The sequence below is a fragment of the Brevibacterium salitolerans genome (assembly GCF_039531405.1).
GTDB lineage: Bacteria > Actinomycetota > Actinomycetes > Actinomycetales > Brevibacteriaceae > Brevibacterium > Brevibacterium salitolerans.
Genome location: NZ_BAAAPZ010000017.1, coordinates 89,166 through 107,003, shown reverse-complemented (window position 1 = coordinate 107,003; position 17,838 = coordinate 89,166). Strand labels below are relative to the sequence as shown.

Annotated in this window: 15 protein-coding genes; 8 read left to right on the top strand and 7 right to left on the bottom strand. The window is 71.7% G+C overall.

The genetic code is table 11. The annotated features are described in order from the left end of the window. The first annotated feature begins 33 nt into the window (after positions 1-33). From rlmN to ABD240_RS13675, 3 genes are read left to right on the top strand one after another with little or no spacing between them, the layout of a single operon-like run. Entirely contained in the window at positions 34-1,383 is a 1,350-nt protein-coding gene (rlmN, locus tag ABD240_RS13685; protein WP_291792397.1) for a 23S rRNA (adenine(2503)-C(2))-methyltransferase RlmN, read from the top strand. Between the two features lie 8 nt (positions 1,384-1,391). After that, on the top strand, positions 1,392-1,949 hold the full coding sequence (locus tag ABD240_RS13680) for a DivIVA domain-containing protein (protein WP_291792400.1): 558 nt from the start codon (positions 1,392-1,394) through the stop codon (positions 1,947-1,949). Between the two features lie 3 nt (positions 1,950-1,952). Beyond that, positions 1,953-2,666, top strand: coding sequence for a hypothetical protein (locus ABD240_RS13675; protein WP_344337821.1), 714 nt, complete (start codon positions 1,953-1,955; stop codon positions 2,664-2,666). Between the two features lie 53 nt (positions 2,667-2,719). Here the strand turns inward: ABD240_RS13675 and ABD240_RS13670 are convergent, their stop codons facing one another. The 5 genes from ABD240_RS13670 to ABD240_RS13650 all read right to left on the bottom strand — a co-directional run bounded on the left by ABD240_RS13670 (position 2,720) and on the right by ABD240_RS13650 (position 10,090). Next, positions 2,720-3,997: an acyl-CoA dehydrogenase family protein gene (locus ABD240_RS13670; RefSeq protein ID WP_344337819.1), complete on the bottom strand. Its 1,278-nt coding sequence runs from the start codon at positions 3,995-3,997 to the stop codon at positions 2,720-2,722. 112 nt (positions 3,998-4,109) lie between these two features. Then, a complete protein-coding gene (locus ABD240_RS13665) occupies positions 4,110-5,396 on the bottom strand; it encodes an acyl-CoA dehydrogenase family protein (RefSeq protein ID WP_291795951.1) in 1,287 nt (428 codons plus the stop codon). Positions 5,397-5,576: 180 nt separating this feature from the next. After that, positions 5,577-6,917 carry an alpha/beta fold hydrolase gene (locus ABD240_RS13660; RefSeq protein WP_425547041.1) on the bottom strand — a complete coding sequence of 447 codons (1,341 nt, stop codon included), beginning with the start codon at positions 6,915-6,917 and terminating at the stop codon, positions 5,577-5,579. A 50-nt stretch (positions 6,918-6,967) separates the two neighbouring features. After that, on the bottom strand, positions 6,968-8,614 hold the full coding sequence (locus tag ABD240_RS13655; protein WP_344337814.1) for a long-chain-fatty-acid--CoA ligase: 1,647 nt from the start codon (positions 8,612-8,614) through the stop codon (positions 6,968-6,970). 258 nt (positions 8,615-8,872) lie between these two features. Further along, positions 8,873-10,090, bottom strand: a complete 1,218-nt coding sequence (locus tag ABD240_RS13650) for an acyl-CoA dehydrogenase family protein (protein ID WP_344337812.1) — start codon at positions 10,088-10,090, stop codon at positions 8,873-8,875. A gap of 151 nt (positions 10,091-10,241) precedes the next feature. Between ABD240_RS13650 and ABD240_RS13645 the strand changes: the two genes are divergently transcribed. The 4 genes from ABD240_RS13645 (at position 10,242) to ABD240_RS13630 (ending at position 15,166) form a co-directional block, all read left to right on the top strand. Beyond that, the gene (locus ABD240_RS13645) at positions 10,242-11,582 is read left to right on the top strand and encodes a 1-deoxy-D-xylulose-5-phosphate reductoisomerase (RefSeq protein ID WP_344337810.1); all 1,341 of its coding nucleotides are present in this window, start codon (positions 10,242-10,244) and stop codon (positions 11,580-11,582) included. Beyond that, the gene (locus ABD240_RS13640; RefSeq protein ID WP_344337808.1) at positions 11,579-12,955 is read left to right on the top strand and encodes a M50 family metallopeptidase; all 1,377 of its coding nucleotides are present in this window, start codon (positions 11,579-11,581) and stop codon (positions 12,953-12,955) included. The genes ABD240_RS13645 and ABD240_RS13640 overlap by 4 nt, the downstream gene beginning before the upstream one ends. Positions 12,956-13,135: 180 nt before the next feature. Continuing rightward, the gene (gene ispG / locus ABD240_RS13635) at positions 13,136-14,284 is read left to right on the top strand and encodes a flavodoxin-dependent (E)-4-hydroxy-3-methylbut-2-enyl-diphosphate synthase (RefSeq protein WP_291794397.1); all 1,149 of its coding nucleotides are present in this window, start codon (positions 13,136-13,138) and stop codon (positions 14,282-14,284) included. A 6-nt stretch (positions 14,285-14,290) separates the two neighbouring features. Further along, a complete protein-coding gene (locus tag ABD240_RS13630) occupies positions 14,291-15,166 on the top strand; it encodes a GNAT family N-acetyltransferase (protein WP_291794395.1) in 876 nt (291 codons plus the stop codon). Between the two features lie 54 nt (positions 15,167-15,220). Here ABD240_RS13630 and ABD240_RS13625 read toward each other — a convergent pair whose 3' ends face one another. Further along, positions 15,221-15,979: a siderophore-interacting protein gene (locus ABD240_RS13625; protein ID WP_344338139.1), complete on the bottom strand. Its 759-nt coding sequence runs from the start codon at positions 15,977-15,979 to the stop codon at positions 15,221-15,223. Positions 15,980-16,215: 236 nt separating this feature from the next. Between ABD240_RS13625 and ABD240_RS13620 the strand changes: the two genes are divergently transcribed. Beyond that, a complete protein-coding gene (locus tag ABD240_RS13620; protein WP_344337805.1) occupies positions 16,216-17,295 on the top strand; it encodes a GNAT family N-acetyltransferase in 1,080 nt (359 codons plus the stop codon). Positions 17,296-17,365: 70 nt separating this feature from the next. Here ABD240_RS13620 and ABD240_RS13615 read toward each other — a convergent pair whose 3' ends face one another. After that, entirely contained in the window at positions 17,366-17,758 is a 393-nt protein-coding gene (locus ABD240_RS13615) for an RNA-binding S4 domain-containing protein (RefSeq protein ID WP_291794391.1), read from the bottom strand. Between the last annotated feature and the right edge of the window lie 80 nt (positions 17,759-17,838).

Genomic DNA, 17,838 nt, shown 5'->3' with positions numbered 1-17,838 from the left:
TTCAGGCCGGCGCGTGCGATAATCGGGTGCAGTATGGCAGAGAAGAGCGCAACCACGGCACCCCAGCGGACCTCCTCACGGAAGCAGGTCCGCCCCGTCGTCGAGCACGAAGACGGGTCCACCTCACGCACTCCCACCCGCGGGGGCCGGCCGCTGCTGGACTTCCGCGGCCCCCGGGTGAGCCAGCCGCCGCAGCATCTGGCGGACATGTCCATGGACGAGCGCGTCGCCGCGGTCAAGGAGATGGGGCTGCCGGGCTTCAGGGCCAAGCAGCTCTCCACCCACTACTTCGTGCACTGCACCACGGACCCGGAGCGGATGACGGATCTGCCCAAGGACCGTCGCGGAGAGCTGGTGGAGCGCTTCTTCCCGCCGCTGCTCACGGAGGTGCACCGCCTGCGCACCGGCAACGGCGACACCATCAAGTTCCTGTGGCGCCTGTTCGACGGTTCCCTCGTGGAGTCCGTCCTCATGCGGTACCGCAACCGCATCACGCTGTGCGTGTCCTCGCAGTGCGGCTGCGGCATGAACTGCCCGTTCTGCGCCACCGGCCAGCAGGGCCTCACGCGCAACATGTCCGCCGCGGAGATCGTCGAGCAGGTCGTGCGCGCCAACCAGGTGATCGCCGCCGGTGAGCTCGCACCCACGGCGGGCACGGACGAGAACATGCTGGGCGAGGTCGCGGCGGAGGTGGGCGACGAGTCCGGAGAGGCCGATGCGTCGCCGGCAGACGCCTCGGCGGTCGCGGGTCCGGCGCCGGCACCCGTGGGAGCCGAACGGGTCACCAACATCGTCTTCATGGGCATGGGCGAGCCGCTGGCCAACTACAAGCGCGTGATGAACGCCGTCCGCCGCTTCACGGAGCCGCAGCCGGCGGGCCTGGGCATGTCTGCGCGGCGCATCACGATCTCCACGGTGGGGCTGGTCCCCGGCATCAACAAGCTCGCGATGGAGGACATCCCCGTCACCTTCGCGCTCTCGCTGCACGCCCCGGACGACGGTCTCCGCAACGAGATGATCCCGGTGAACACGCGCTGGAACGCGGACGAGGCGATCGATGCCGCGTACGCCTACTTCGAGCGGACCGGGCGCCGGGTGAGCATCGAGTACGCCCTCATCAAGGACATGAATGACCACGCCTGGCGTGCGGCGCTGCTGGCCAAGAAGCTCAACGCGCGCGGCAGGGGCTGGGTGCACGTGAATCCCATCCCGCTCAATCCCACTCCCGGCTCCGTGTGGACGGCGTCGGAGCCGGAAGTGGCGGGAGAATTCGTGCGGGTGCTCCGGGACGCCGGGGTGCCCACCACCATCCGCGACACCCGCGGCAAGGACATCGACGGAGCCTGCGGACAGCTGGCGACGTCCGTCGCAGAGACGGAGTGAGGAGAGGAATGGACACGAATTTCCCCCGGATGACGGGTTGGAAGTCCGGCTATGACCCCGCCCAGGTCGACAGCTTCTTCAAGCGGGCGCGTGAGTCGTACAGCAGGGAGACGCCCCAGCCCGGCGACCTGGACGCCCGTGCGGTCCGGACCGTGGGCTTCGACCTCGTGCGGAAGGGCTATCACGTGGGCGTGGTCGACGCGGCGCTGGATCGTCTGGAGGACGCCTTCGCTAAGCAGGCGCGCGATCGCATGGTCGCCCAGTCCGGCGAGCAGGCGTGGGTGAACGAGCTCACCCGTGCGGCCGGTTCGCTGCGCGGGCGCCTCGTGCGGGAGCCGGGGGAACGGTTCAACCGGGCGGAGAAGGGCACCGTCGGCTACGACGTGACCGAGGTCGATGCGCTGTGCGACCGGATCAACGCCTATTTCACCCAGGGACAGCCCATGAGCGTCGACGAGGTCCGCCGCGTCCTCTTCCGCACGCGCAAGGGCGAGCAGGCGTACGACGAGGACCAGGTGGACGCGTTCATCGACCGCGTGGTCGAAGTCATGGCGAGCGTGGACTGAGCCGTGACGGAGACGATCGACCCCACCTTCGACCTCCTCGACCGGCGGATCGCGCTGGGAGGTGCCGATGACGTCGTGCTCACGGCGCCTCCGGCCCGGACACCCACCCTGCACGGCCGGCCGGTGACGGATCCGCGACTGGTGGAGGCGCTCTCGGTCCCGGAGGACATCACCCGGGCGGAGGCGCTGGACCGGACGGCCAAGCTCGGCGGAGTCCTCCGCGTGCTGGGGGCGGACGGTGCCACGGCGCTCGTCGTCGAGCATGCGGTTCCGGACCCGGCGCGGACGTTCGCGGTCCTCGCGGGGCTGCGGATCGGGCTCGAAGTGGTGCTCCAGGATGCCAAGGCGGCAGTGCCGCTCGGGGCCTACGGCACCGAGACGCTCACGATCCTCGCCGCACCGGAGGGTGCCGCTCCGGCCGAGACCGGGCCGGGGGCGGACGCCGGGGCCGCGAGCCGGGACGCCGGAGCGCGCACGGGCCCCACCACGGCCTCGGGCCTCACCGTCACCGTGCGCCGCGTCCGCTCCCACTTCGAGGAGATCGCGGTGCGCGGCGGCGGCATCACCCGCGACCTCGATGCGATGATGCGCGACGCGCGGATCGAACCCGTGGCCGCCAAGTTCGCCGACCCGGAGGCCACGGCCCTCACACTGGCCGGCCGGACCTTCACCCGGGCCGAGGCCGCGGAGTTCGCGGCCGGGCTGCTGCACGACTGAGCCCCGGCTCGGCACCCGGCGCAGGCCACTGCGCTCGGCGCACTCCACCCCGCTCAGCGGGAAGCCACCCCAACGCTCCAGGTGGTGTCCGTGCGCACATGTCCGTGGACGGCGTGCTCGCCGGCGATCCGCGCCTTGTAGACCCACGGGTTGTGGCTGGCGACGGTGCGGGCATTGCGCCAGTGGCGGTCGAGCGCCGCTCCTTCGCGCACCGCTGAGGCGCCCAGTGCGTCGAAGAGCCGGGTGGCCGCGGCCGGGACCAGCTGGGAGACCACCACCTGCGCACGCGCAGAGGCGAGTTCCGCGGCCTCGCCGAGCCGGTCCCGCACCGTGGGATCGCCGTTCTCCGCCTCGTGGATCCGCTGCAGGGCCTGCGCCGCGTCGGCCGTGAGCACCTCGGCCGTCTGTGCTGCGGCGGCGAGGTGTCCCACCACCTCGAGCAGCTGCGGATCCTCCGCCGCGCGCTCGGCATTGCCGTGGGAGTACGAGCGGGTGCGGTCGCGGACCAGTGCCGAGGCGTCCCGGAGGGCGGCGCGGGCGATCCCGGCCTGTGCGGCCAGCAGCACCACCTGATAGAGCGCGGTCTGGTAGGTGAAGCGCTCCGCGAAGGGGTAGACGTCCTCGGCGGGCACCTCCGCGTCCGCGAAGACCGCGGTCCCCGTGCCCGTGGTGCGCTGGCCGAACCCGTCCCAGTCGTCCGTGAGCGTCACCCCGCCCTGCCGGAGGGGGACGAGTGCGATGCTCTGGGTGCCGTCCGGGGCGGTGACGGTGGTGTCGGCGTAGTCGGCGAAGATGGAGCCGGTGGTGTAGAACTTGGTGCCGTTGACCCGGGCGCCGCCGCTCTCCGCGGCGCTCACGGTGGTCGAGGCGATGCCGCGTGCGCCTTCTCCCGGTTCCGTCCAGGCGTTGCCCACCACTGCACCGCTCGCCAGGCGCGGCAGCCAGCGGGCGCGGAACTCCGGCGAGCGCGCGGTCAGCACGTCCTCGACGAACGCGAGGTGTCCGCGCCAGATCTGTGCGAGGTTGGAGTCCGCCGCGGCCAGTTCCGTGAGCACTGCGAAGGTCTGCGGGAGGTCCGCGCCCAGCCCGCCGTGCTCCACGGGCAGCCGCAGTCTGCCGAATCCGGCCTCGGCCAGGGCCGTGATCTCCGCCCGTGGGAGGGTGCGCGTCCTGTCCCGTTCCGCGGCCCCGGCCCGGATCCGCGCGAAGAGCTCGGAGAAACGGTCGAGGAGATCTGCGGTGGTGGGGGAGGAAGCGGCGCGGGAGGCGGTCCCGGCGGAGGCCGTGCCCGGTGCGGTGCCGGGTGCTGCGGGAGGGGCTGTGGTGGTCATGGATTCTCCGTGTGCGAGTGTGGCTGGACGGTGGCGCTGGCCGGGACGCCGCGCAGGTGCTGCAGGTGCTGACCGGAGGCAGCGGGTGCTGCCTGGGGGCGGCCGGAGCGGCTCAGGTGTAGAGCGAGACCGGCGGGAGCGTGCCGTTGAGGAACCGGTCGCCCACCTCGTGCTTCTTGTAGTCGACCGGGTCGTGGAGGGAGTGGGTGCGGATGTTGCGCCAGAAGAGATCCAGGCCCACGCCTGCGCGCGTGGAGCTCGAGCCGGTCGCCTCGTACACCTGATGCGCAGCGGCCAGTCCTGCGGCGTCGGAGACCACCTTCGCCTGTGCGATGCGCACGGCGAGCTCGCCGCGCGCCTCCCGGGTCACGGCATTGCCCTGGCCGATCACCTCCTCGAACTCCTGGGCGACCTGGTCCGCCAGAGCGGCTGCGGCCGCGGTCTGGGAGGTGAGTTCGCCGTAGAGACGCAGGACGAACGGATCGTGCCGGTAGAGGTCTGCCTCGGAGCGGAACCAGGCGTTCTTCCGGGCGTTCGTGATCTCGCGGCCGCGGGCCAGGGCGCCTTCTGCGATGCCCACGTAGAGGTTGACGAACGAGAGCTGGATCGCCGGGGTGACCAGGGTGGAGAACGGATCGTCCACCCCACCCAGCTCGTCCTCCGGTGAGACGGTCACGTCATGGAAGGTCACGGAGCCGGAGGAGGACTGTCGCTGACCGAGGAGGTCCCAGTCGTCGTGGTGCTCCACTCCTGCGCGGTCGTGCTCCAGGACCACGTGGTGCAGGCGGCCGTCGCGGGGGCCGCCGGAGATCCGGGCGAGGACGAGCAGGGCGTCACCCACGCCGGAGCCGGTGCAGAAGCGCTTGGTTCCGCTGAGCACCAGGCCTGCGCCCGTGTCCGTGAGGGTGAGGTCCGGGTCCACCGGGTTGACCGCGTCGCCCCAGACCCAGGCACCGGCGGTGGAGCGGCGGTACCACGTCTCCCGCACCTCCGGATCACCGGAGAAGACGATGCTCTCCTCGTTGTTGTAGTGGTAGGCGAGCACCTGGGCGAGCGAGGCGTCCGTGCGGGCGAGGATCCGCACCACGCGGAAAGCCGTGGACCAGTGCCCGCCGTGGCCGCCGTACTCGGCGGGTGCGAGGAGGCGGGTGAGGCCGGAGTCCTTGAGCAGGCGCACAGAGTCGAAGGGATCGCCGCCGGCGGCATCGCGGGTGAGGACGTCCTCCGCCAGCTGGGCCGCGACCGTCTCTGCGACCTCGGTCCAGCGGCGGGTCTCCTCCGCCTCCGGGTGTCCGGACCAGGGGGAGCGGGATGCAGTGGGAGCGGTGGCGGATGCGGCGGGCGCGGACCCCTGCGGGGTGCCCGGCGTCTGGGCGGAAGTGAGCGTGCTCTGTGTCATGCCACACAAGCTACGGACCGTGGGGCCGTGGTGAGGGGCATGGAGAACACATTCCGACGCGCACCGTCACGATCTGTAAGACGACAGGTGTCCTCGGCCGCTGCCCTGCAGTGCGTGCCGGCTTGCGCGTCCGCCCCTCTGCCGGCGCCCTTCCGCCGGACGCCGGCGTGGTGTGCGGCCTCAGGCCGAACGGCGGCCCTGCACCAGCTCGATGAGGTGGGAGATCACCTCGGTGCCGGAGGCGCGGATCCCGTTGTGCTCCCAGGAGCTCGTCACCCACGGCGTCATCCGCGGGAGCAGCGCCGCGGTCCGCAGCGAGTCCTCCGTCGGCACGTAGGCGTCACGGAAGTAGACGGCCGCGGCCGCGGGGACCTCGGCGCGGCGCAGGGCCTCGGGGTCGTAGAGCGACGGCCACTCGTGCTCTGCGATGCGCTCCGCGATGTCCTTCCACTCGCGCAGCTCCGCGTCCTCGTCGAAGAGCCCGCGATGGATGTGCTCGCCGCCCAGCAGGGTGGGATCGTCGCGGAAGTCGCGGGGCATCGAGCGGTCGGCCGCCCAGCGGGTGGCGTACCCGTTCGACATCGAGGACTCGTGGACGACGGCGTAGAGCGGGTTGCGGCCGGCGAAGGGCAGGGCGGAGGCGAGGTCGTGGCGGAACGCCGCGCTCTGCGGGTCGAGGCCCAGCAGCCAGTGGAGCTGCTCCGCACCTCCCGTCGCTCCCAGCAGGTGGCCGACCGTGCGCAGACGGGCCGGGGAGACGACGTCGCCGTGGGGGAGGACGATGCGGCCGTCGGCGGCGAGTTCGCAGAGCGCCTCCACCCGGTCACGGTCCCCGGGGAAGCGCCGGTAGTAGGCGAGCGTCTTCGCCCGCATGATGTCCCAGGTGGTCGCGTAGATCTCCTCCGGGCTGCGGTCGACGGGAGGCAGCCCGCCGGTGAAGATCGCACCTGCGAGCGATCCGGGGTGCGTGCTGAGGTAGTGCAGGGTCGTGAAGCCGCCGAACGACTGGCCGATGGGCGTGAGCGTCTCCGCCCCCAGGTGCTCCCTGATCGCCTCCGCGTCACGGACGATGCCGTCCGCGCGGAAGTGCGTGAGGTATTCGGCGGCCGCCTCTGCGCCGGCCTCGCGCAGGGTGGCGGGAGGGCCGGCAGTCGCCGCGGGCGCCTCGGGTCCGGCGGAGGCGGACGCCGGGTGCCGCGTGAAGGACGCGGGCAGCCGGGTGTCCATGCCGATGGGCGTGGAGCGGCCGGTGCCGCGCTGATCGAGGAGGATGAGCTGGTAGTCCTCGAGCACGCGGGGCAGCCAGACGGGGCTGTCCGGGGAGAGCGAGGGTCGCGGGGCCTCGACACCGGGCCCGCCCTGGAGGTAGACCGCGTAGGGCCGGTCCTCGCCGCCGAAGGCCGTGGCGACGCGCGCGAAGACCTCGATCGTGCCGCGCTCCGGAGCGGCTGCGTCCAGGTTGACGTCGACGGTGATCTCGCGGATGTGCAGGCCGGGCATGTCATAGGAGGTGTCGCTCATCATGGCACCAGGCTACGCGCTGGCACGGACCCGGACGGCCCTCCCCGCACTCACCCCTGGATGCGGGCGGCGTGCCCGGACCACTCCTTCTCCCGCAGGCCGTGCTTCTGGATCTTGCCGGTCGAGGTCTTGGGCAGCACCGGGACGAACTCCACGTCGCGCGGGTTCTTGTAGCGGGCGAGCCGCTCGCGGAGGAACTCGAGGATGTCCTCGGAGGTGATCTCCGCCCCGTCGGCCACGACCACGAACGCCTTGGGACGTTCGCCCCAGTGCGCGTCCGGGACGCCCACCACCGCGACGTCGAGGACGTCCGGATGCGCGGAGATCGCCTGCTCCACCTCGATGGTCGAGATGTTCTCGCCGCCGGAGACCACCACGTCCTTGGCCCGGTCCCGGAGCTCGATGTACCCGTCCGGGTGCATGACCGCGAGGTCGCCGGAGTGGAACCAGCCGCCGGCGAAGGCCTTGGCGGTGGCCTCGGGATCCCGGTGGTAGCCTTTCATCACGTTGTTCCCGCGCATCACCACCTCGCCCATCGTGCTCGCGTCCGCCGGCACGTCGATGAGCTCCTCGCCGTCCGTGTCGGTGCGCACCACGCGCACGCGCTCGGCAGTGACCATGCCCACCCCCTGCCGCGCCTGCTTCGCCGCGCGGGCGTCGTCGTCCAGCTGCGCCCACTCCTCCTGCCACTGGCCCACGGTGTACGGACCGTAGGTCTCCGTGAGGCCGTAGACGTGGACGATCCGGAAGCCCATCGCGTTCATGCGTTTGAGCATGGCCGGGCTGGGCGGCGCAGCCGCCGTCGTGACGACCAGGCTGTGGTCGAGGGTGTGGGCCTCCTGAGCGTTCATGATCGTCGTGACGACGGTGGGCGCGCCGTTGAGGTGGGTGATGCCGTGGCGGTCGATGAGGTCCCAGATGACCGGGCCCCGCACCTCGCGCAGGCAGACCTGCACCCCGCCCGCCGCGGCGACCGCCCAGCCGGTGCACCAGCCGCTGCAGTGGAACATGGGCAGGGTCCACAGGTAGGCGGTGTCCGTGCCGAAGCCCGAGTGGACGATCTCCGAGAAGGAGTTGAGGTAGGCGCCCCGGTGCGAGTATTCGACGCCCTTGGGCCGGCCGGTGGTTCCGGAGGTGTAGTTGATCGACAGAGTCGCATCCTCGTCGTCGACCGCCCAGACGAGTGCGGAATCGTCCGCCGAGGCCCCTTCGAGCAGCTCCTCGAGCGTCACCACATGGGTGCCTGCGGGGTGGGCGCGTCCCACCGGCTGGTCCGCGTGGAGGGGGTCCTCCGCGAGGACGATGGTCCGCACGGTCTCCAGCTCCGGTGCCACGGCGGTGAGCGCCGGCCAGTGCACGGTGTCCACGACCAGGAGGGAGACCTGGGCGTGGTCGCAGATGTAGCGGACCTCCTCCGGGGCCAGGCGCGTGTTCACCGGCACCAGCACCGCACCGGCGAGCGGCACCGCGTACATGCTGATGAGCATCTCCGGAACATTGGGCAGCATGTAGGCCACCCGGTCGCCGGGCCGGATCCCTGCGGCACGCAGCGCATGGGCGCGCTCCTCCGCGGCGGCGAGGAGCTGTGCGTACGTCCAGCTCCGGTCGCCGTAGACCAGGGCCTCCTTCTCCGGGAAGACCTCCGCGGAGCGGGAGAGGAACGAGAGGGGGGTGAGCTCGGTCTTCCAGGGGGTCATGTGCGTCCGTGGTCCTCTTCGGGGTGGGCTGTGGCGCGGCGTTCCGTACGGAGGGAGACTAGGGCACCGCGGGGAGCGGGAGGCGGGGGAATGACACAGGACGACACAGTGTCCGCCGGAGGTCCGCAACCGCAGCGGCGGGGCCCGGAGCGCGCGGACTCACGGACGGCGCGCCGGAAGCCTCCGGCCCGCGCTCACCCCGGCTCCCGGGCCTGCGCCCGGCAGCCGGAGTGAGCGCCTACCCCTGCCGGCCTCGGCTCAGTTCGCGAAGGCGTTGATGCCGGTCATGGCACGACCCAGCGTGAGCTGGTGGACCTCGTGGGTGCCCTCGTAGGTGAGGACGGTCTCGAGGTTGACCGCGTGGCGCAGCGGCGAGTACTCGCTCGTGATGCCGGAACCGCCGAACAGGGCGCGCAGATCGCGGCACACGTTCATGGCGGTGTCCACGTTCACCATCTTGCCGAGGGAGATCTGCTCCGGACGGACGCCTGCGGAGGAGTCCTTGAGCCGGCCGATGTGGGCGGCGGTGAGGGTGATGGAGGAGTACTGGCCGAATGCCTTCGCGAGCTTCTGCTGCGAGATCTGGAAGGAGGACAGCGGACGGTCGAACTGGATGCGCGTGTCCGTGTATCGCAGCGCCTCCTCCAGCGCGTCGCGCGCCGCACCGGTCACGCCGAACACGATCCCGAACCGGGCCTCGGAGAGCGCGGAGAGCGGGCCCTTGAGACCGGAGGCCTTGGGCAGCATCGCGGATTCCGGCAGGCGCACGTTGTCGAGCACGATCTCACCGGTGATGGAGGCGCGCAGGGAGATCTTGCGCTTGACCTCGGGCACCTCGACCCCGGGGGTGTCGGTGGGGACGACGAAGCCGCGCACGAGACCCTTCTCGCCGGTCTTCTCATTCACCTCGTCCGTCTTGGCCCAGACGACCATGACGTCGGAGACCGGGGAGTTGGTGATCCACATCTTGGCGCCGTTGAGGATCCAGTCGGAGCCGTCGCGGGTCGCCCGGGTCTTCATGCCGGCGGGGTCGGAGCCCACGTCCGGCTCGGTGAGGCCGAAGCAGCCGATCGCCCTGCCCGCGGCCATGCGCGGCAGCCACTCCTCCTTCTGCTCCTCGGAGCCCCAGTGGTGGATCGAGAACATCGCGAGCGAGCCCTGCACGCTCACCAGTGAGCGCAGGCCGGAGTCGACGGCCTCGAGCTCGCGGCAGGCCAGTCCGTACTGGGTGGCGGTGGAGCCCGCGCAGCCGTAGCCGTCGAGGTGCATGCCGAGCACGCCCAGCTCGCCCAGACCCTCTGCGAGCTCGCGCGCGGGGATCGTCCCCTCGAGGTACCAGTCGCCGATCTGCTCGCGGACGTTCTCGTCCAGCCAGCCGCGGACCACGCCGGCCCAGTCGAGATCGTCCTGGTCGAAGATCTGGTCGACTGCGAGGATCTCGTCCGGTGCGAGTGTCCGGCCCTTGCTCTGCGTCACTGCGCTCTCCCTCCGCGGCGCGCCGGCGCCGCTGCTTCATCTGCGTGCGAGGCTGCGGCGGGCACGCCCCGCGCAGCCGGTGTCACGGCACCGCCTCCCATCACGGTTTCCCAAGGATGGGATGACATGATCGTGCACTGTGACTGTACGAGTGATCAGTGTAATCGGAGCCACAGGGTCGGTGGGCACCCAGGCCCGCGATGTGGTGCGGCTCCACAGAGGACGCTTCCGGATCGAGGGTCTCGCCGGGGGCGCGAATCTCCGGGAGCTCGCGGCCCAGGCCGTGGAGCTGGGGGCGCGCGCCGTGGGGCTCGCGGTCCCGCCGCAGGCGGACACCACCGCCGAGGCGATGGCCGCCGTCCGCTCCGCGCTCGCCGAGGAGGCGCGCAGGCAAGGGCTGCCGGACCTCGTCGAGGACATCGAGCTCGGCGAGGACGCCGCGGCCCGGATCGCCGCCCGGCCCGCGGACGCGGTGCTCAACGCGGTCACGGGAGCGGCCGGACTCGACGCCACGCTGGCGGCGCTGACCGTCGGCACGGACGTGGCGCTCGCGAACAAGGAGTCACTCATCGTCGGCGGGCAGGTGGTGCTGGATGCCGCTGCCGCCACCGGTGCCCGGCTCCTCCCCGTGGACAGCGAGCACTCCGCGATCTGGCAGGCGCTACGGGCGGGCCGGCGGGCCGAGGTCGCCAAGCTCGTGATCACGGCCTCGGGCGGGCCCTTCCGGGGCTTCAGCCGCGCCCAGCTGGAGGCCGTCACCCCGGAGCAGGCGCTCGCCCACCCCACCTGGGACATGGGCCGCGTCATCACCACCAACTCCGCGAGCCTCGTGAACAAGGGCCTCGAGGTGATCGAGGCCCATCTGCTGTTCGGGGTGCCGATGGAGGACATCGAGGTCGTCGTCCACCCGCAGAGCCAGGTGCACTCGATGGTGCAGTTCACCGACGGCTCCACCCTGGCCCAGGTCTCGCCGCCGGACATGCGCCTGCCCATCGCCTACGCCCTGGGAGCCGTGCATCCGGACCGCGCCGCCGGCGGGGAGCACGCGGATCGTCGGGACAGCGCTGCCGGCCGGGATGACACCGCCGGCCCGGAGCGGATCGCCTCCGGCGCGGCGGCCAATGACTGGACGCGGGCCGCACAGTGGACCTTCGAGCCGGTCGATCACGAGGCGTTCCCCGCGCTGGGCCTCGCGATCGAGGCCGGACGTGAGGGCGGGACGCACCCGGCGGTCTTCAACGCCGCCAACGAGGTCCTCGTGGATGCCTTCCACGACCGCAGGATCGCCTTCACCGGGATCGCGGACGGGATCGCCGCCGCGCTGGAGGCGCACCGTCCGGAGCAGGCTCGCCTCACCCGTGACGCCGTCCTCGCCGCTGACGCCTGGGCGCGGGACTTCGCCGCCGCCTGGGTGGATGCACAGGTCTCCGCGACAGAGCAGACCTCCGCGACCGGGCAGCCCGCCGCACCGGCCGGGAGCGCTCCCGCATGACCGCCCTGCTCTACGTCCTCGGCATCGTCCTCTTCCTGGCCGGCATCTCCGTCTCCATCGCACTGCACGAGCTGGGCCACCTCGTCCCGGCCAAGCGGTTCGGCGTGAAGGTGACGAAGTACATGGTGGGGTTCGGCCCCACTCTCTTCTCCCGGGTGCGGGGCGAGACCGAGTACGGGATCAAGGCGCTGCCGCTGGGCGGGTTCATCTCCATGCCCGGCATGTATCCGCCGGCCGAGGCGCTGGACCGGCCTCCGCGCAGGCCCCGGCTGTTCGCGCACACCCTCGAGGACGCGCGCGAGTTCGCCAATGAGGAGCTGGCGCCCGGGGAGGAGGGCCGCAGCTTCTATGCGCTGAGCGTGCCCAAGCGCCTCGTGGTGATGTTCGGCGGCCCGTGCGTGAACCTGGTCCTCGGCATCCTCCTCTTCGCGATCAGCCTCATGGGGATCGGCGCACCCGTGCCCAGCACCACGGTGCAGACGGTGGTCGAGTGCGCCGTGCCGGCCTCGGTCGCGCAGGAGCGTCCGGAGGCGGAGCGGAACACGTGCGCGCCCGAGGACCCGCTCACCCCCGCCTGGGAGCTCGGCATCCAGCCGGGCGACCGGGTGGTCTCCGTCGACGGGGTGCCGGCGGACGACTGGGACACGCTCTCGGACACCATCCGGCAGCGTGCCGGGTCCACGGTCCCGGTGGTGCTGGACCGGGGCGGTGAGACCCTGAGCCTGGACGTGCCCATCATGCTCACGGAGCGCCCGGTGCAGGACGAGGACGGCGAGCCCGTCCTGGCCGCGGACGGGAACCCGCGCACAGAGCCGGCCGGCTTCCTGGGGATCGGCCCCACCCAGGAGTACCAGCGGCAGAACCCGGCGCAGTTCGCCCAGCGGACCTGGGACGCCGTCGGCATGACCTTCCATGCGCTGCTCACGCTGCCGGCCAAGCTCACGGAGCTGGCCGAGGTGGCCTTCACGGACAAGGCGCGCGCGGACGACAGCCCGGTGGGCCTCGTGGGCGTGGGCCGGATCGCCGGCGAGATCGTCTCCACGGAGTCGGTCGAGACCGCCTCGGGCACCGTCATCGACGTGGAGGTGGTCGACAAGGTGCAGTCGGGGCTGGGCCTCCTGGCCTCGCTCAACCTGTTCCTCTTCGCCTTCAACATGGTGCCGCTGCTGCCCCTGGACGGCGGACACATCGCGGTCGCGCTCTACGAGGGCGCACGGCGGCGGATCAACCGCAGGCGCGGACGCGGGCCCACCGGGCCCTTCGACACCGCGAAGCTCCTGCCGCTCACCTATGTGGTGGTCGGGGCGTTCCTGTGCATGACGGTGCTGCTGCTCTACGTGGACATCGTCAAGCCGATCCGGCTCTTCGGCTGACGGCGCAGCCGCCCGCGGCGTCCGCGGTTCCACGGGCCGGCGGGCCGGCGGGCGCGGGCTGAGCGCGGCCTGCAGGCTCCTCGGGAGTGCTCACAGGCCCGCCGGAGTAGCATGGACCACGGTGCCGGTCCCTGTGCCGGTGCCTCACCGCTCATCCAGGCGTCGAAGGGAAACCGATCAGTGACAGCCGTGAACCTGGGCATGCCCGCCGCGCCGCCGCCGGTCCTCGCCCCCAGGCGCAGGACCCGGCAGATCCGTGTGGGCCGCGTGGGCGTGGGATCGGACCATCCCGTGTCCGTCCAGTCCATGACGACGACGAAGACGACGGACATCAACGGCACGCTCCAGCAGATCGCCGAACTCACGGCGGCGGGCTGCGACATCGTGCGCGTCGCGTGTCCCTCCGCGGACGACGCCGCGGCGCTGCCGGCGATCGCGCAGAAGGCGCAGATCCCCGTCATCGCGGACATCCACTTCCAGCCCAAGTACGTCTACGCCGCGATCGAGGCCGGCTGTGCCGCCGTGCGCGTGAACCCGGGCAACATCCGGAAGTTCGACGACCAGGTGGGGCAGATCGCCAAGGAGGCGGAGGCCGCCGGCGTCTCTCTCCGGATCGGCGTGAACGCCGGTTCCCTCGACAAGCGCCTGCTGGAGAAGTACGGCAAGGCCACCCCGGAGGCGCTCGCGGAATCCGCGATGTGGGAGGCGTCCCTCTTCGAGGAGCACGGCTTCTACGACTTCAAGATCTCCGTCAAGCACCACGATCCGGTCGTCATGGTCCGTGCCTACGAGCTCCTCGCGGAGAAGGGGGACTGGCCGCTGCACCTGGGTGTGACGGAGGCCGGTCCCGCCTTCCAGGGCACCATCAAGTCCGCCACCGCCTTCGGCGCGCTGCTGAGCGAGGGGATCGGCGACACCATCCGCGTCTCGCTCTCCGCGCCTCCCGTGGAGGAGGTGAAGGTGGGCAGCCAGATCCTCGAGTCACTCAACCTCCGCCCGCGCAAGCTGGAGATCGTCTCCTGCCCGTCCTGCGGGCGTGCGCAGGTGGACGTGTACACGCTCGCGGAGAAGGTGACCTCGGGCCTCGAAGGGCTCGAGGTGCCGCTCCGGGTGGCCGTCATGGGCTGCGTGGTCAACGGGCCGGGCGAGGCGCGCGAGGCCGACCTGGGCGTGGCCAGCGGCAACGGCAAGGGGCAGATCTTCGTCAAGGGCGAGGTCATCAAGACGGTGCCGGAGGCGCGCATCGTGGAGACGCTCATCGAGGAGGCCATGCGGATCGCGGACGAGGACGGCCTCCCCTCCGGCGAGGCCGAGGTCGTCGTCAGCTGAGGTGATGTGAGACTCGCGCCCCTGCGCCGGGGCCACACCGAGTGGCTGTCACAGTCGCTGCTGCGTGCGCCCGCCCACCACGCCTTCCTCATCACGCTGCTGCGCAACCACGGCAGCGCCGACATCCAGACGCACGCCGGCACCCTCTACGGCGTGTTCGACGGCCGCAGGCCGGTGGCCGCGTACTGGGTGGGCGGGACGATCGTGGCGATGGGCGCAACGCCTGCGACCAACGCCGTCGTGGCGGAGATGCTGAATGCCCGGGGCCGCTGGAACTCCTCCCTCATCGGGGAGGCCGGGTGGGTCATGGACCTGGCCGCGCGTCTGCGCTGGGGGACGCCGCGGGGCGTGCGCCCGGAGCAGCCGCTGCTGGTGTGCGAGGGCCGGCCGCAGGTGCCCCCGCACCCGGAGGTGCGGACGGCACACCTCGCAGACCTCGAAGCCGTCTTCGCGGCGGCGGTGGAGATGTTCACGGAGGAGGTGGGCTTCTCACCGGTGGAGCAGGGCTCCAGCGGGTACCTGGCACGGGTGCGCGGGCTCATCGACAACCGCTCCACCCTCATCCTCACCTCCGGCACGGGCCCGGACGGCGGGCAGCTGCGGGACTGGCCCGCGGCCGGACTGCGCGAACAGGTGGTGTTCAAAGCGGATCTGGGCGTGAGCTCGCCGTACGCGGTGCAGATCCAGGGGGTCTGGACGCACCCGGACTTCCGGGGGAGGGGCATTGCCAGCTCCGCGATGGTGGCGGTCTCCTCGCATGTCCTCACCCATGTGGCGCCCGTGGTGAGCCTGTACGCCAACGCGTTCAACGCTCCGGCCCTGCGCGTCTACGAGAAGGCCGGTTACGTGCAGCGCGGCACCTTCGCCACCGTCATGTACTGAGCTGCGGCGCCCCGGCTTCCTCCCGCGAGCGGGCTGCGTCGGAGGCCCCGGTCCTCAGCCGGGCGCGGATCTGCCCAGGCGCCAGTAGCCGCAGAAGGTCACGTTCGCGCGGGGGACCTCGCGCTCACCCACGAGATGGCGGCGGGTGCCTGTGGCGAGAGCGGACTCGCCCACTGCGAACGCGCAGATGCTCGGCGACAGCGGCAGTTCCCGCAGCACGGGGAGCGCGCGGGTGCCGGGAGCGTCACCGGGGCCGCGGATCAGCCAGTGGACGGTCATGCCCGGGGGCGCCTCGACCTCCTGTGCGTCTGCAGGGTCGAAGAGCTCGATGAGCGCATGCCCGTGCGCATCGCGGGGCATGTCGCGGAGGACGCCCAGGACGGCGGGCATCCCGCTCTCGTCCGCCACGAGGAGATGCTGCTCAGCGGGCACCTGCCTCCAGCCGCAGCCCTGGTCGATGAGCGCGACCTGTGCGCCGGGCTCGACCGAGGCGGCCCACGGACCTGCGATCCCCTCGGTGCCGTGGATGAGGAAGTCCACGTCCAGCTCGCCGGTCTCGCCGTCGTATCCGCGGACGGTGTAGTTGCGGATCACGGGGCGGGTCCCCCGGGGCAGCGCGGCATACCGCAGCAGTCCGCCGAACCCGAACCGCTGCGGGAGCGCGTCGAGCCGATCCTCCGCGCGGACGGGGATCGCGAGACGGAACCAATGGTCGAAGCCCTGGTACCCGAACCGGTGCAGATCGCCGCCGGCGAAGGTCACTCGGGTCATGTGCGGCGTCACCCTCCGGGTGCGTGCGACACGCGTGTGCATGAGGCCTGAATCCGCATGGCTGACAGTGATGCCGGGCATGACATGTGCTCCGTTCGGTGCGGGAGGGTCTCGTCCGTCCGCCGCCGGCGGTGGCGCTCGTGGTGAGTTGCGGGCGGCGGGCCAGTGAGTGAGGTATGCCTTACCAAAGGTAGAGAGGGTGGGCGCGGAAGTCAACGGGCTGAGGATTCGTCTGCCGTGGTGCACCCCCGTGTCCCCGTCGCTGTTAGCGTGGGAGCATGCTGGATGCCGGTTCGCTGCCCATGGAGGATCCGCGTGTGCGCATCCGTCCGCTCCGTGTCGAGGATGCCGCGGCCTTCGCGGAAGGTGCTGCGGACGGAGCGGTGCGGGAGTTCGCGCACCTGCCGGAGCCCGAGTACACCGAGGCCTCCGCTCGGGAGATGATCGTCGGAGCCGCCGCGGACGGCCTCGCCCGGGGAGACCTCGCGGTGCTGGCCATCGCGGATCCGGCCACGGACGCCTTCGCCGGCAGCATCGTCGTCTTCGACGTGCAGGGGCAGAGCGCCGAGGTGGGCTTCTGGCTGCACCCCGCCCACAGGGGCAGGGGACTCACGGGGGCCGCGCTCGCCCTCGCCGCCCGGTTCGCCGCGCAGAGCGGTCTGCACGAGCTCCGTGCGCGGACGGCACCGGCGAATGCGGCCTCGCGCCGCGCCCTCGCGTCCGCGGGTTTCGAGGAGACGGGCACGGAGACGGGCGTCACCCCGGCCGGGGAGACCGCGGAGCTCGTCGGCCTCGTGCTCCCCGTCTACTCCCTGCCGGAGCTGCCTCTGCGCACGGAGCGGCTCTCCCTGCGCCTCCACGTGCCCGGTGACGAGGACTGGCTGCACCGGGTCTACTCCGGTGCGGAGACCGCGCGCTTCCTCCTCGAGGATCCCTGGACGCGGGAGGAGGCCGGGGTGCGGGTGCGGGACCGGCTCACGCGGACCGGACTGCACACCGCGAGCGGCGGGTTCGCACTGGTCATCGAGCATGCCGGTGAGCCGGTGGGCGATCTCGCGCTGTGGCTCACGGACAGGCGGCGCCGGATCGCGGAGATCGGGTGGGTGCTCGACCCGGCCCACAGCGGTCACGGATACGCCGCCGAGGCCGTCTCGGCGGTCCTGCGGCTCGCCTTCGGGGAACTGGACCTGCACCGTGTGGCCGCGCAGATGGACGCACGGAACACCGCCTCGGCGCGGCTCGCCGAGCGCGTGGGGATGCGGCGGGAGGCCCACCTGCGGCAGGACTGGTGGAGCAAGGGCGAATGGACCGACACGGTGGTGTACGGCATGCTCCCGGGAGACCTGCCTCCTGCCTGAGGCGACGGCAGCCCTGCCGGGCGGGCCGCCTCGGGCCCGGTGCTTCCTCGGATCCGCATGCGCGAGGAGGTCAGTGCGAGTCGCGGCCGCGGAGGCGGTCCATCTCGCGGCGGTCCTTCTTGGTGGGACGGCCTGCGCCCTTGTCCCGGCGCGGCACCGGTGCGCGCAGTGCGGGATCGGGCGGAGGGGTCAGGTCCTCGTAGCACTGCTGTGCGATGGGCGCGGCGGCGCGCGTGGGCAGCATGGCCCGCACCCGCAGGATCCTCTCGCCTCCGGGCGTGCGGACGCGGATGGTCTGGCCGATCGTGATCTTCTGCGCCGGCTTGACCCGCTGCCCCTCGATGTGGGCGTGACCGCCCTTGCACGCGGCCGTCGCGGCCGAGCGCGTGCGGAACATGCGTACGGCCCACAGCCATACATCCGTGCGCATCGTGGAATCGGGGGAGAAGTCTGGCTCCGGCATGCGCCGATGCTATCGGAGTGCCGGAGCGCGGGCTGGGTGAAGCCACGGCTGGAGCACTCAGGCGCAATATAATATACAAT